Source organism: Streptomyces sp. NBRC 110028 (assembly GCF_001417735.1).
GTDB lineage: Bacteria > Actinomycetota > Actinomycetes > Streptomycetales > Streptomycetaceae > Streptomyces.
The window spans coordinates 501,265-514,925 of record NZ_BBUZ01000022.1 but is presented as its reverse complement, the minus strand read 5'-3'; the positions used below and the strand labels follow the sequence as shown (position 1 = coordinate 514,925).

General features: G+C 71.2%; 11 protein-coding genes. 6 read left to right on the top strand and 5 right to left on the bottom strand.

Annotation, left to right across the window (positions count from 1 at the left end; all coding sequences use genetic code 11):
- Nucleotides 1-39: 39 nt before the first annotated feature.
- The 3 genes from ASC60_RS02430 to ASC60_RS02420 all read left to right on the top strand — a co-directional run bounded on the left by ASC60_RS02430 (nucleotide 40) and on the right by ASC60_RS02420 (nucleotide 2,849).
- The gene (locus tag ASC60_RS02430) at nucleotides 40-894 is read left to right on the top strand and encodes an RNA polymerase sigma factor SigF (protein ID WP_055546167.1); all 855 of its coding nucleotides are present in this window, start codon (nucleotides 40-42) and stop codon (nucleotides 892-894) included.
- A gap of 183 nt (nucleotides 895-1,077) precedes the next feature.
- Nucleotides 1,078-1,908, top strand: a complete 831-nt coding sequence (locus ASC60_RS02425; RefSeq protein ID WP_055546165.1) for an RNA polymerase sigma factor SigF — start codon at nucleotides 1,078-1,080, stop codon at nucleotides 1,906-1,908.
- A gap of 38 nt (nucleotides 1,909-1,946) precedes the next feature.
- On the top strand, nucleotides 1,947-2,849 hold the full coding sequence (locus tag ASC60_RS02420; protein WP_055546163.1) for a hypothetical protein: 903 nt from the start codon (nucleotides 1,947-1,949) through the stop codon (nucleotides 2,847-2,849).
- Nucleotides 2,850-2,879: 30 nt separating this feature from the next.
- On the opposite strand, the gene ASC60_RS02415 is transcribed toward ASC60_RS02420, so the two are convergent.
- The gene (locus ASC60_RS02415; protein ID WP_055546161.1) at nucleotides 2,880-3,080 is read right to left on the bottom strand and encodes a hypothetical protein; all 201 of its coding nucleotides are present in this window, start codon (nucleotides 3,078-3,080) and stop codon (nucleotides 2,880-2,882) included.
- 202 nt (nucleotides 3,081-3,282) lie between these two features.
- Here ASC60_RS02415 and ASC60_RS02410 point away from each other — a divergent pair, with 202 nt between their 5' ends.
- The 3 genes from ASC60_RS02410 (at nucleotide 3,283) to ASC60_RS02400 (ending at nucleotide 7,461) form a co-directional block, all read left to right on the top strand.
- Nucleotides 3,283-3,768, top strand: a complete 486-nt coding sequence (locus ASC60_RS02410; RefSeq protein WP_055546159.1) for a MarR family winged helix-turn-helix transcriptional regulator — start codon at nucleotides 3,283-3,285, stop codon at nucleotides 3,766-3,768.
- A gap of 8 nt (nucleotides 3,769-3,776) precedes the next feature.
- Complete coding sequence (locus ASC60_RS02405; RefSeq protein WP_055546157.1) at nucleotides 3,777-6,395, top strand: MFS transporter; 2,619 nt, start codon at nucleotides 3,777-3,779, stop codon at nucleotides 6,393-6,395.
- Between the two features lie 193 nt (nucleotides 6,396-6,588).
- Entirely contained in the window at nucleotides 6,589-7,461 is an 873-nt protein-coding gene (locus tag ASC60_RS02400) for a YceI family protein (RefSeq protein WP_055546154.1), read from the top strand.
- Nucleotides 7,462-7,484: 23 nt separating this feature from the next.
- Here the strand turns inward: ASC60_RS02400 and ASC60_RS02395 are convergent, their stop codons facing one another.
- From ASC60_RS02395 to ASC60_RS02380, 4 genes are all read right to left on the bottom strand, one after another.
- Complete coding sequence (locus ASC60_RS02395) at nucleotides 7,485-8,273, bottom strand: TetR/AcrR family transcriptional regulator (RefSeq protein ID WP_055546152.1); 789 nt, start codon at nucleotides 8,271-8,273, stop codon at nucleotides 7,485-7,487.
- 77 nt (nucleotides 8,274-8,350) lie between these two features.
- A complete protein-coding gene (locus ASC60_RS02390; protein WP_055546150.1) occupies nucleotides 8,351-9,877 on the bottom strand; it encodes an MFS transporter in 1,527 nt (508 codons plus the stop codon).
- Nucleotides 9,878-10,091: 214 nt separating this feature from the next.
- On the bottom strand, nucleotides 10,092-12,365 hold the full coding sequence (locus tag ASC60_RS02385) for a glycosyltransferase family 39 protein (RefSeq protein ID WP_055546148.1): 2,274 nt from the start codon (nucleotides 12,363-12,365) through the stop codon (nucleotides 10,092-10,094).
- Complete coding sequence (locus ASC60_RS02380; RefSeq protein WP_055546146.1) at nucleotides 12,362-13,660, bottom strand: bifunctional glycosyltransferase family 2/GtrA family protein; 1,299 nt, start codon at nucleotides 13,658-13,660, stop codon at nucleotides 12,362-12,364. The genes ASC60_RS02385 and ASC60_RS02380 overlap by 4 nt, the downstream gene beginning before the upstream one ends.
- Nucleotide 13,661: the final 1 nt, after the last annotated feature.

Below are 13,661 nucleotides of genomic sequence, written 5' to 3'. Positions count from 1 at the left end.
TGACCGCTTTGCCGGGTGAGTACATCGTGAAGGGGTGGCGTGACCGTGTCGGCCCGTACCGCGCCCAGAACCCCGTCCCGAGGCGATGACGGCAGAGGCGACGGCGGCAGCGAGAGCGGCAGAAGCCGCGGGGCTGACGCCAGAGCCCTCACCCAGGTGCTCTTCGCCGAGCTGTCCGGCCTCACCCCCGGCACCCCCGAGCACACCCGGGTGCGCGATGCGCTGATCGAGGTCAATCTGCCGCTGGTCCGCTACGCCGCCGCCCGCTTCCGCAGCCGCAACGAGCCCATGGAGGACGTGATCCAGGTCGGCACGATCGGCCTGATCAACGCGATCGACCGGTTCGACCCGGAGCGCGGCGTCCAGTTCCCGACCTTCGCGATGCCCACCGTGGTCGGCGAGATCAAGCGCTACTTCCGCGACAACGTCCGCACCGTGCACGTACCGCGCCGGCTGCACGAGCTGTGGGTGCAGGTCAACGGCGCGACCGAGGACCTGACGGTACTGCACGGCCGCTCGCCCACCACCGCCGAGATCGCCGAACGGCTGGGACTGGGCGAGGACGAGGTGCTGGCCTGCATCGAGGCCGGGCGCTCGTACCACGCCACCTCCCTGGAGGCCGCCCAGGAGGGCGACGGGCTGCCGGGGCTGGTCGACCGGCTCGGCTACGAGGACCCGGCGCTCGCCGGAGTCGAACACCGCGACCTGGTGCGCCACCTCCTCGTACAACTGCCCGAGCGCGAGCAGCGTATCCTTTTGCTCCGTTACTACAGCAATCTGACGCAATCTCAGATCAGCGCCGAGTTGGGTGTCTCGCAGATGCATGTGTCCCGGCTACTGTCCCGCAGCTTCGCCCGGCTGAGATCCGCGAATCGGATCGAACCGTCATCGTGACGGGGGACCCCCTCCCCGGCCCTTCGGCGCCGTAATGTCGACATGGCGCTACAGCGTGTTGCCGACATGTGACATTCTGCAGGAGTTGCGTTTGCCGCGGCCCGACCTCCGGTATTGAGGGGGAGGCTGCGTTGAACGCTTCAGAGCGCAACTGGGATCCGTCCGCGACCTCAAGGGGGTGGCATGTCCGTAGAACTGGGCAGCTCGAAGGTGCTCACCAACGACGCACCGCACGTGCTTGACGACTGCGACGCCATCGACACCCGCACCCTCTCCCGCTCCCTGTTCCTGCGGCTTTCCGCACTCGACCGGGAGAGCGAGGAAGCCGGGTATGTACGTGACACCCTCATCGAGCTGAACCTTCCGCTGGTGCGTTACGCGGCGGCCCGGTTCCGCAGCCGCAACGAGCCGATGGAGGACATCGTCCAGGTCGGCACGATCGGACTGATCAAGGCGATCGACCGTTTCGACTGCGAACGGGGCGTGGAGTTCCCGACCTTCGCGATGCCGACCGTCGTGGGCGAGATCAAGCGCTTCTTCCGCGACACCAGCTGGTCGGTGCGCGTGCCACGGCGGCTGCAGGAGCTGCGGCTGGCGCTGACGAAGGCCAGCGACGAGCTGGCCCAGAGCCTCGACCGTTCTCCGACCGTCACCGAGCTGGCCACGGCGCTCGGCGTCTCCGAGGAGGACGTGGTCGACGGACTCGCGGTGGGCAACGCCTACACCGCGTCCTCGCTGGACTCCCCCTCCCCGGAGGACGAGGGCGGCGAGGGCTCCCTGGCCGACCGGCTCGGCTACGAGGACAGCGCCCTGGAGGGCGTGGAGTACCGCGAGTCGCTGAAGCCGCTCCTCGCCAAACTCCCCCCGCGCGAGCGCCAGATCATCATGCTCCGCTTCTTCGCCAACATGACGCAGTCCCAGATCGGCGAGGAGGTCGGGATCTCCCAGATGCACGTCTCCCGGTTGCTCACCCGGACCCTGGCCCAGCTGCGCGAAGGACTCATCGCGGACTGACCCTGTACTCCTGACGGCCCGTCAGCCACACTGGGCCGATGCGACCCGCGGGGAGCCGGACAACGGGCCGCCGGGGCACGGCACTCGCCACCTCGGCGGTCGCGCTGTGCCTGGGCGCGCTGCTCGGCGGCTGCGCCGGAAGCGGCCAGGGCCATGTCGCCACCGGGGCGGCCGGTCCCGGTGACGGGCGGGCCCCGACGAAGGCCGTGCCCCCGGAAGGCGGCGTCGACCTGGTGCCGCTGGACCGGGGCGACGACTCCGGCGAGCGCCGCCGGACGGACGACGAGAGCGCCCCGGGCACGACACCGGGGACGACCGGCGCGGAAGAGACGAGCGGCGCGCCCCCCAGCACCGCGTCCAGCACGCGTACGCCCGGTCCATCGGCGTCGGCGTCGTCGCGGCCCCCGAGCACCGGCTCCGCCGGCGAACAGGGCGGCGAACAGGGCGGCCAACAGGGCGGCGAACGAGGCGGCGACGGCGATACGGGCCCGGGCGGCTCGGGCTCCACCGGCGGACGTACGGACGACGAGCCCGCACCCTCCTCCCCACCCGGCGGCACGTCTCCCGCGCCCTCCACACCCTCCGGACCGGCCGCCCTGAAGGTCGGCGACCCGGAGCGCACGGCGACCGACGAGCGCTGGTGCGAGAAGGTGACCGTCGAGTTCCGCAACACCGGTGGGCTGCCCGTCGTATCGGGCAAGGTGACGCTCTCGACGCATGTCGTCGACGCGCTCGGCCTCGATTGGGCGACGCTGGAGTCGAAGCGGAAGCTGCCCGCGCCGATCGGCGCGGGCCAGAAGCGAGTACGGACCTGGAAGGTGTGCGTGGACGCCTGGCGGGTACCCCTGGGGATGCACATCGAGACCCGGGACGTCTCGGTCGACTGGAAGCCCTGGGAGCCCCCGAAGCCCCGGAAGTCCGGGGCATCCGAGGCGTCCTGAAGGTCTGACAGGTCCCGAGGGACCGGCGGATCAGGCCAGGGCCAGCCAGGCCACCGCTGCGACGATGACGACCGCGGCGACCACGCCGACGATCACGCCGACCCGCGAGCCGCGGCTCGACGTGGCGGCCGTCTGCGGCTGCCGTCCGCCGTCGTCGACGAACGCACGGAACATCTGGGTGGAGCCGGCCGGGTCGTGGTTGCCGCTGGGGCTCTGCGGGTTGTTCGCCATGGGCCCAGACCCTAGCGAACGCGCGGATTCCCGCCCACCCCTGGGTCACTCCAGGCACCTCCCACCTCAGTGACCCCATTTGACCGATAAGAGGACAAGCCTTTAAGGGGAATTTACTACCTCAAGCCACCCAGTCATTTGCCTGTAGCAACTAACTTCCTCTATGGTTGCCTAAAGCAACCTAAAGTCTCAAGGAGGTGCGATGGCAGCGCAGAGCCAGTACGAAGAGCTGGCCCGTCAGCTCAGCGCCATCGGCACCGTCAAGCGCGGTTTGGGTCGCGTCCTCCCAGCCGACTGCCCGGCCGGCTCGGCCGTCGTCCTCATGCTCCTCGACCGCTACGGCGAGATGCGCATGAGCAAACTCGCCGAGCTGCTCGGCATCGACATGTCGGTCACCAGTCGCCATGTGGCCCATGTCGCCGATCGAGGCTGGGTGGACCGCAAGCCCGATCCGCTTGACCGGCGCTCGCGGCTGCTGAGCATCAACGCGAACGGATCGACTCTGCTCAGCCAGGTGTCGGAGCGCTACACGCAGGCGCTCGCGCACTGTCTGAACGACTGGTCGGACGAGGACGTCGGCCACCTCAATGAACTTCTCGCCCGGCTGCGGTCGAGCTTCGGTGACACCCGGCACCGGCTCCTGCCGCACCAGGTCGAAAGCACCACCCGTACACCTTCGCAAAGTTAAGGACATTCATGGCAACGACCACACCGGACGGCGGTGTGCGGGGACCCGCGGGGCACCCCGCCCACGCCAAGCACGGCGGAGGAGGACACCACGGCCGTCAGGGCCAGGGTGCCGACGCCGCGGCGCCGATGACCCACCGGCAGATCATGGAGGCGCTCTCCGGGCTGCTGCTGGGCATGTTCGTCGCGATCCTGTCGTCGACCATCGTCTCCGCCGCACTACCCAAGATCATCGCCGACCTCAACGGCAGCCAGTCGTCCTACACCTGGGTGGTCACCGCAACCCTGCTGGCCATGACGGCCACCACCCCGCTGTGGGGCAAGCTGGCCGACCTCTTCAGCAAGAAGCTGCTGGTCCAGATAGCCCTGCTGATCTACGTCGCGGGCTCGGTGGTCGCCGGTCTGTCGCAGAACCCCGGCATGCTGATCGCCTGCCGCGTGGTCCAGGGCGTCGGCGTCGGCGGACTGTCCGCCCTCGCCCAGATCGTCATGGCCGCGATGATCTCCCCGCGCGAGCGCGGCCGCTACAGCGGCTACCTCGGCGCGACGTTCGCCGTCGCGACGGTCGGCGGTCCGCTGCTGGGCGGCGTGATCACCGACACCGACTGGCTGGGCTGGCGCTGGTGCTTCTACGTCGGCGTGCCGTTCGCGGTCATCGCGCTGGTCGTGCTGCAGAAGACCCTGAAGCTCCCGGTCGTGAAGCGGGACGTCAAGGTCGACTGGGGCGGCGCGTTCTTCATCAGCGCCGCGGTCTCGCTGCTGCTGATCTGGGTGACCTTCGCCGGTGACAAGTACGACTGGATCTCCTGGCAGACCTACGCGATGGTCGGCGGTGCGGTCGTCCTCGGCCTGCTCTTCGTCCTGATCGAGTCCAAGGCGAGCGAGCCGATCATCCCGCTGCGTCTGTTCCGCAACAAGACGATCACTCTCGCCTCGTTGGCCTCCCTCTTCGTCGGTATCTCGATGTTCGTCGGCACCGTCTTCTTCAGCCAGTACTTCCAGCTGGCGCGCGGCAAGACGCCGACGATGTCCGGCGTCATGACCATCCCGATGATCGGCGGCCTGTTCGTCTCCTCGACGATCTCCGGTCAGATCATCACCAAGACCGGTCGGTGGAAGGCGTGGCTGGTCACCGGCGGTGCGCTGGTGACGGCGGGCCTCGGGCTGCTGGGCACCATCCGGTACGACACCCCGTACTGGCACATGGCGATCTACATGGCGCTCATGGGCCTCGGCATCGGCATGATGATGCAGAACCTGGTCCTGGCCACGCAGAACCAGGTGGCCCCGCAGGACCTCGGCGCGGCCAGCTCCGTCGTCACCTTCTTCCGCTCCCTGGGCGGTGCGATCGGTGTCTCGGCGCTCGGCGCCGTGCTCGCCAACCGGGTGACCGACTACGTCAAGGACGGTCTCGCCGAGCTCGGTCCCAAGGGCCGGGCGATGGGTCACGGCGGCACCGGCGGCGGGGGCATCCCCGATGTGCAGGCGCTGCCGCAGCCCATGCGCACGATCATGGAGAGCGCCTACGGACACGGCATCGGCGACGTCTTCCTGTTCGCCGCCCCGGCCGCGCTGCTCGCCTTCCTGCTCACCCTCTTCATCAAGGAGGTCGCGCTGCGTACCCACACGGGCTCGCTGCAGGCCGCCGAGGACACCCCGGCGGGCGACGCGGCCCCCGCGAACGCCACGGTCACCGCGGAGACCGGCCACGGCCGGACCGAGGAGCGGGAGCCCGCCCTGGTGGGCGCCCCGGCCGCCGACCTGTCCACGTCGGACTCCGGGCGCGCCCCGGCCGCCGCGGTCGCCCCGCAGCGCCTGGCGGCGTACGCCTCGGCCGGTGACGGCGGATCCGGGCACCAGCCCCGGCAGGGCGTGCACGGCTTCGTGCGGAACGCGGAGGGCGGCGCCGTGCCGCGCGCCGCGGTGACGCTGATCTCGCTCGCCGGGCGGCAGCTCGGACGTTCGGTGGCGCACACCGACGGCTCGTACGCCCTGGACGCCCCCGGCTCCGGCTCGTACGTGCTGATCGCGGCCGCCGACGGCCACCAGCCGCAGGCCTCCACGGTCGTCGTCGGCGACGAACCGCTCGGTTTCGACATCGTGCTGTCGGCCACCAGCGGACTGGTGGGCACCGTGCGCGGCGCCGACGACGGGCAGCCGGTGAACGCGGCCATGGTCGTGATCACCGATGTCCGCGGTGAGGTGCTGGCCACCGGCAAAACCGGTGAGCAGGGCGAGTTCAGCTTCGAGGAGCTGGTCGCCGGAACCTTCACGGTCGCGGTGAACGCGCCCGGCTACCGGCCCTCCGCGCTGCCCGTCGAGGTCGGCTCCCAGGGCCTGACCCGGCTGGAGATCGCGCTGCAGGCAGGTGCCCGGGTGCAGGGCACCGTACGGGCCGGGGCCGGCCGGCGCCCGCTGCCCGACGCGCGGGTCACGCTGGTCGACGCGGCCGGGAACGTGGTCGCCACCGCCACCACCGGGGAGGACGGCGCGTACGCCTTCACCGACCTGGACGCGGGCGACTACACGGTCATCGCGAGCGGCTACCCGCCGGTGGCGGGCAACCTGACGGTCGCGGGGCACGGGATCGACGGACACGACGTCGAACTCGCCCACCCCGGCGACTGAGAACTCCGGGGCGCGGGGCGTGCGCAGAGCGGAGACGCGCCCCCGCCCCGGACCGGGCGGCGGATGATTCCGCCGGACCCGGAACCCGGATCCGGGCAGCGGTGTACATCAGGCAGGGGACGGCCTCACACCGCTGCCCGGGCCCGGGCGCGGAAGAAGCACAGCACCACGGGAGCAGGAGACGACACGCGGCATGACGACCACTGGGGCAGGAGCAGGCGGGGGAGCGGGGTTGCGGGCCCGGATCCTCACCCGCGACGGATGGGCGGTGCAGCACGCGGTGCTGACCGTCACCGATATGACGGGCGGGCAGGTGCTGCGCGCCCAGGCCACCGAGGACGGTTCGGTGCGCAGCGAGGAGCCGCTGCCCCCCGGCCCGTACACGATCATCGCCACGGCGGTGGGGTACGCACCGGTGGCGTCCACGGCGATCGTCACGGCTGCCGGGCGCGCCGATGTGGGCACGCTGGTGCTGGCCCGGCAGGGCGGGGTGGAGCTGCCGCCGCCCGGCGCGTGGACGCTGGATCCCGCGCATTCGACGGTGGGGGCCGTCGCGCAGCATCTGGGCATCTCCAGCGTGCACGGGCGGTTCACGGACTTCGGCGGGCGGATCGAGATCGCCGAGGACATCGAGAAGTCGAGGGTCGAGGCGGTGATCCAGGCGGCCAGCATCGACACCGGCAACGAGATGCGGGACGGCCATCTGAAGTCGCCCGACTTCCTGAACGTGGAGCAGTTCCCGGTCCTCACCTACACGAGCACGCATCTGAGCGCGGCCGGCCCGGACCGGTGGACGGTGCACGGGGAGCTGTCCATGCACGGTGTGGTGCGGGACGTGGACCTGGACCTGACCTATCTCGGCACCGGCCCCGACCCCTGGGGCGGGGTGCGGGCGGCCTTCCGGGCGACCGCGGAGCTGCGCCGTGAGGACTTCGCGATGAACTACAACCAGGTGGTCGCGGCGGGCATCGCGGCGATCGGCACCACCTTGCGGGTGGAGCTGGCCATTCAAGCAGTTCAAGGGGACCAGGCCGTCCAGGGCGAGGAGCTTCCGGCGACCGTATGACCGCCGCGGCGCCCGCCCGTGGGCTACGGGGCGTCCCGCAGGGCCTCGATACCGGCGATCGCGAGGTCCAGCGCCAGGGTGAACTCCCGCTCGCGCATCTCCTCGACGCTGTATCCGCGGCTCGCTTCCATGGTCCTGCGCGATTCGTCGAACTCCGGGCGATCCTCCAGCGAGCCCATCACCTCCCGGAACAGCTCGTCCTGGGTCACCCCCAGCGTCCGGCAGAGGGCGGAGTAGCGGCCCTCGATGGTGCTGAAGCCGTAGACGAACTGGTAGACGAGGGAGAGCGCGCTGGTGATCTTCTCGTCCGGCAGTCCGCTGTGGCGCATCACCCGCTGTGCGGCGCTGGAGAAGGCCATCGCGTTCGGCCCGATGTTGAAGTACTCCCCCAGCAGCGGGGACAGCCAGGGGTGGCGCACCAGCACCTGGCGGTATTCGAAGGTGAGTTGGCGCAGCTGCTCGCGCCAGTCCCGGCCCTCGTCGGTGGCGGGCTGTTCCGGCTCCCCGGCGGGCCGGGCGGCCTCCGCGGGAAGGACGATCTCTCCCATGCAGGCGTCGAGGGCGAGTTCGAGCAGCTGGTCCTTGGTCTCCACGTACCAGTAGACCGACATGGCGGTGACGCCCAGATCCGCCGCCAGCCGGCGCATGGAGAAGCCCGCGAGCCCTTCGGCGTCCAGCAGCCGGACGGTCGCCGCGATGATCTTCACGTGGTCGAGACCGACCGGCTGCTGATCGCCCTTGCGTTTGGGGGCCTTGCGCTCGGAGAGCCAGACGCTGGACCGTGGGTGGGTGGCACGGCTGCCGGTTGCCATGGCGGCTCTCCTTCTGCGCTGCGCTGCTGCCGCGTATCAGGCGGACACGATGCGCGACGGGTCATACATATCCGATGCTATGCCGCCGGAGCCACCGGTGAAGATCGTTCGGCCCGGCGCAGCAGCAGCGCGGCCAGCACACCACCGGCGAGCACGGCCGCCGCGCCCACCAGCTGGCTGGTCTCCACCCCGGAGGCGAAGGCGTCCAGGACGGCCGTCCGGTCCTCGGGGGTGCGGGCCGTGGCGAGGGCGGCCGGGAGCGAGCCCGCTCCGGCGGCGGCCGCGGGCAGCAGCGTGCCGAAGCGGGAGTTCAGCACCGCGCCCAGGACCGCGACGCCGAGCCCGTTGCCGCATTCGGTCAGGGTGCCGTTGACGCCCGCGCCCACCCCCGCCTTCTCCGGCGGGATGGCCGACATGATGGCGTTCGCCATCGCGGGCATGGCGAACGCGATTCCGGCCCCCATCACCACCAGCCCCAGGAGCATCCCGCCGTAGCCGTCCGCACCGAGGACCGCGATCAGCGCGAGACCCAGCGAGAGCATCCCCATGCCGGTGACGATCGTCAGCGGCGTGCCGAGCTTCGGCAGCAGCCGGGCCCCGACACCGGTGAGGTTGAGCGCCACGATCACCAGCGCGAGCGGCGCGGTGCGCAGCCCCGCGTCCAGCGCGTCGTAGCCGAGCACGAACTGCAGATGCTGGGTGAGCAGGAAGAGCGAGCCGCCCATGCCGAAGGCGACAAGGATGCCGCCCGCGACGGCGCCCACGAAGGAGCGGTTGCGGAAGAAGTGCATGTCCAGCATCGGATAGGGGATATGACGCTCCCACAGCGCGAAACCGGCCAGCACGGCGACGCCGACGAAGGCGGACAGCAGCACCCGGTTCGAGGTCCAGCCGTGCTCGGGCCCGGCGATGATCGCGTAGACGATCCCGGTCATGCCGACCGTGGAGAGCAGCGCGCCCAGCAGATCGGGCCGGTCGCCGGCCGGATTCTTGGACTCGGGGACGAGCCGGACCACCGCGGCGAGGCCGAGCAGCGCGACCGGGATGTTGATCAGGAAGATCGACCCCCACCAGAAGTGCTCCAGCAGACCGCCGCCGATGAGCGGCCCCGCGGCGAAGCCGAGCGAGCTGACCGCGCCCCACACACCGATCGCCTTGGTCCGCTCGGTGTCGTCGAAGATCTGCACCACGACGGCGAGCGTCGTGGTCATGAGCAGCGCGCCGCCGACCCCCATTCCGGCGCGGGCGGCGATGAGCTGACCCGCCCCCTGCGCCAGCGAGGCGATCAGCGAGCCGACGCCGAACAGGGCGAGCCCCGCGACCAGCATCTTCTTGCGCCCGTAGCGGTCGGCGGCGCTGCCCGCGCTGAGCAGCAGTCCGGACTGGACCAGCGAATAGGCGTTGATCATCCACTGGATGTCGGCGGTGGTCGCGTCCATCTCCCGGGCGAGGGAGGGGACCGCCACGTTGAGGATCGTGTTGTCCAGCAACACGGTGAGCTGGGCGAGGCAGATCACGGCGAGGATCAGCCAGCGCTGCGGATGGCCGCCGGAGGTGGTGCCGGGCGGGGCGGCAGGTCCGGTATCGGCGGTCGGGGTCGTCATGGGGACTCCAGGGAGGTGTATGTACGGTGCGTGGCCAGACGTTCGCCATACACCGTACAAATGCCGCTGTACGGCGTACAGCGAATTTCCGTCGCGCCGCGCCGCATCCTGTTCGCCCCGTTCGCCCTGTTCGCCCTGTTCGCCCACATGGGTACGGGCCGGTGGCCGCGGGGGGAACCCGGCCACCGGCCCGTACGAAGCGGGGCTGTAGGCGTCAGCTGGAGGACTTCTTCTGCGTCAGGTCGTAGAGCGTGGTGCTGCCCACGGTGACCTTCTTGTAGGTCGCCTCGATCCAGGTGGTGATCTTGGAGGAGGTGCCGTTGCGACCGCCGCCCGGGCCGCCGCCCATGCCGGTGCCCGAGGAGATGAAGTAGTGGATCTTCCCCTGCTTCACATAGTCCTTGAACTGGGCGAGAGTCGGCGACGGGTCGCTGCCGTTGAAGCCGCCGATGGCCATCACCGGGTCCTGGGTGGCGAGCTGGTAGCTCGCGGCGTTCTGCGAGCCGATGGCCGCCGCGGTCCAGGTGTAGTCGTCGGCGTTCTTCTCCAGCTTCGCCTTCACCTTGGCGTTGACCTGCGCGCCGTTGAGCAGCCCGACCATGCCGCCGCCCATACCGCGTCGGCCGCCTTCGCCCATGGCGCCGGGGAACATGCCCCGCTGACCGTTCCGGCCCTGCCCCTGCTGGCCCTGCTGGCCCTGCTTGCCCTGCCCTTGGGCGTTGCCGGTGCCGGTGCCGTTGCCGGTGCCGGTGCCGTTCTGCTGCGGCCACCCGCCGCCCGGGAAGCCGCCACCGGGACCACCGCCCGGCATGCCCTGCTGACCTTGACCCTGGCCCTGCTGGCCGCCCTGCATCCACGGCGGGCCGCCCATGCGCCCACCGCCGGGGCGGCCGCCGCCGGGACCGCCACCCATGCCGTCCGACACCGTGGGACCGGCCGTGATGATCGAGCCGCTCTTCGGCGTCTCCACCGTGTTCAGCGTGTACGCCACCGGCCCGGCCAGCGCCGCCGCGAGACCGAGCGCGGCCACGCCCAGCGCGAGCGTCCGCCCCAGCCGCGCCGCGAACAGCAGCCCGGCCGCGGCCGCGAGACCGGCGATCAGCACCGCCCAGCGCAGCCACGGGTGCCAGTCCGCGGACCGGCCCAGCAGCACGTACGACCACCAGGCCGTGACCGCGACCGTGACCGCGAGCACCACGCAGACCGCGGTGCCGACGCGGCCCCCGGCCTGCCGCCGCTCCCACAGCAGCGTCGCGCCCATGCCCACGATCGCCGCGATGTACGGCGCGAGGGCGATGTTGTAGTACTGGTGGAAGATCCCGGACATGAAGCTGAACGTCGCGAACGTCATCAGCAGCGCCCCGCCCCAGACCAGGAACGCGGCACGCCGGGCGTCCGTCCGCCGGGCCCGCCAGGTCAGCCACACCCCCGCCACCAGCAGGATGAACGCCGCGGGCAGCAGCCAGGCGATCTGACCGCCCATGTCGGAGCCGAAGAGCCGGTCGATACCGCTCTCGCCCCACATCCCGCCGCCACCGCCGCGCGCGCCACCGCCGCCGACGCTGCCGGTCTCGTTGCCGTTGATGCGGCCCAGGCCGTTGTAGCCGAAGGTCAGCTCCAGGAAGCTGTTGTTCTGCGAACCGCCGATGTACGGCCGGGACGCCGCGGGCCACAGCTCGACGATCGCGACCCACCAGCCGCCGGAGATCACCATCGCGAGCCCCGCGAGCAGCAGTTGCCCGATCCGCCGGCCCAGCCGGGCCGGGGCGCACACCGCGTACACCACCGCGAGCGGGGGCAGGATCAGCCACGCCTGGAGCGTCTTGGTGAGGAAGCCGAGGCCGAAGCAGATTCCGGCCAGCACCAGCCACTTCGTCCGGGCGTCCTCCAGCGCGCGCAGCACGCAGTAGACGGCCGCGACCATCAGCAGGCACAGCAGCGCGTCGGGGTTGTTGAAGCGGAACATCAGCGCCGCGACCGGGGTCACCGCGAGCGCGCCGCCCGCGATAAGCCCGGCGGCCGCGCTGAACCGGCGGCGTACGGCCGCGTACAGCACCCCGACCGTCGCGACGCCCATCAGCGCCTCGGGGATCAGGATCGCCCAGGAGGAGAGGCCGAAGACGCGCACCGAGAGGGCCATCGGCCACAGCGCGGCCGGGGGCTTGTCGACGGTGATGGAGTTCGCGGCGTCCGAGGAGCCGAAGAAGAACGCCTTCCAGCTCTCGCTGCCCGCCTGCACGGCGGCCGAGTAGAACTGGTTCGCGTAACCGGAGGCGCCCAGGCTCCACAGGTAGAGCACGGTGGTCGCGGCGAGCAGGGCCCACAGCGCGGGCCGCGCCCAGCGCGGGTCCTCCGGACGGCCCCGCCAGGCCCGCGCCAGGCGCGAGCCGCCGGAGACATCGGAGACGTCAGGCGCGATGGGGGCAGCGGCGGCGGGAAGGGGCGGCGGCGCACCGGCTTCCCGGGTGCCGTGGTCGTACGTCGTCATCGGTTGGTCCTCGGGTCGTGGTCGGTGGTGGCTCCGCTGTCCGACGGGAAGACCCAGGCCCGGAAGAGCAGGAAGCGCAGAACGGTCGCGGCGAGGTTGGCCGCGATGAGCACGGCCAGTTCGGTGCCGTGCGAGGGGGAGCCGGGGGCGGTGTCCAGGGCGGCCAGGGAGCCGCTGGTCAGCACGAGGCCGATGCCGAAGACGACCAGGCCCTGGGCCTGGTGGCGGATGGCCCGGTCCCGTCCGCGGACGCCGAAGGTGAGCCTCCGGTTGGCCGCGGTGTTGCCGAGCGCGGACAGCAGCAGCGCCAGCGCGTTGGCCACCTGCGGGCCCGTACCGAGCCGGAGGAGCGTGTACAGCGCCAGATAGACGAGCGTGGACAGCCCGCCCACCACGCAGAACCCGACGAGCTGGCGGGCCAGTCCGCCCGGCACCCCGCTCAGTTCGCGGTCACGCGGATCGTCACCGAACGGGCGGCGCAGCCGGTCCAGCGGGAGCGCGCCGGTGGCCAGTGCGCGCCCCACCCGCCAGACGCCCTTCAGGTCGTCGGTGGCGGTCTTCACGATGTGCACGGTGCTGTTCGGGTCGTCGACCCAGTCCACCGGCACCTCGTGGATGCGCAGCCCCGCCCGCTCGGCCAGCACCAGCATCTCGGTGTCGAAGAACCAGCCGGTGTCCTCGACCATCGGCAGCAGCCGCTCCGCGACGTCCTTGCGGATCGCCTTGAAGCCACACTGGGCGTCGGAGAACCGGGCCGCCAGGCTGCCCCGCAGGATCAGGTTGTAGGCGCGTGAGATGAACTCCCGCTTGGTGCCGCGCACGACGCGCGAGCTGCGCGCCAGCCGCGATCCGATCGCCAGGTCCGAGTGGCCCGAGATCAGCGGGGCCACCAGCGGCAGCAGCGCGTTGAGGTCGGTGGACAGATCGACGTCCATGTAGGCCAGCACCGGCGCCTCGGACAGCGACCATACGGTGCGCAGCGCCCGCCCGCGGCCCTTCTGCTCCAGCCGGACCGCCGTCACCTCCTCGACGGTGTCGTCCAGGTAGGCCGCCACATGGGGCGTGCGGTCCGTACTGGCGTTGTCCGCGATGGTGATCCGGAATCGGTAGGGGAAGGTGCGCGTCAGATGGTCGTGCAGCCGGCGCACACACCGCTCGAGGTCCGCCTCTTCGTTGTAGACGGGGATCACGACGTCGAGCACCGGGCGGCTGCGGTCGACCGCGATGTGCCGGCGCGCGGGCAAGGTCTGCAGGGGTGTCTCGGGCGGCGCCTCGAGAGGGGTGTCGGTTCGCATG

Bases quoted from the DNA above. Each gene is read 5' to 3' on its own strand.
- ASC60_RS02425 (WP_055546165.1), top strand. From the start codon at position 1,078: ATGTCCGTAGAACTGGGCAGCTCGAAGGTGCTCACCAACGACGCACCG.
- ASC60_RS02420 (WP_055546163.1), top strand. From the start codon at position 1,947: ATGCGACCCGCGGGGAGCCGGACAACGGGCCGCCGGGGCACGGCACTC.
- ASC60_RS02415 (WP_055546161.1), bottom strand. From the start codon at position 3,080: ATGGCGAACAACCCGCAGAGCCCCAGCGGCAACCACGACCCGGCCGGC.
- ASC60_RS02410 (WP_055546159.1), top strand. From the start codon at position 3,283: ATGGCAGCGCAGAGCCAGTACGAAGAGCTGGCCCGTCAGCTCAGCGCC.
- ASC60_RS02405 (WP_055546157.1), top strand. From the start codon at position 3,777: ATGGCAACGACCACACCGGACGGCGGTGTGCGGGGACCCGCGGGGCAC.
- ASC60_RS02400 (WP_055546154.1), top strand. From the start codon at position 6,589: ATGACGACCACTGGGGCAGGAGCAGGCGGGGGAGCGGGGTTGCGGGCC.
- ASC60_RS02395 (WP_055546152.1), bottom strand. From the start codon at position 8,273: ATGGCAACCGGCAGCCGTGCCACCCACCCACGGTCCAGCGTCTGGCTC.
- ASC60_RS02390 (WP_055546150.1), bottom strand. From the start codon at position 9,877: ATGACGACCCCGACCGCCGATACCGGACCTGCCGCCCCGCCCGGCACC.
- ASC60_RS02385 (WP_055546148.1), bottom strand. From the start codon at position 12,365: ATGACGACGTACGACCACGGCACCCGGGAAGCCGGTGCGCCGCCGCCC.
- ASC60_RS02380 (WP_055546146.1), bottom strand. From the start codon at position 13,660: ATGCGAACCGACACCCCTCTCGAGGCGCCGCCCGAGACACCCCTGCAG.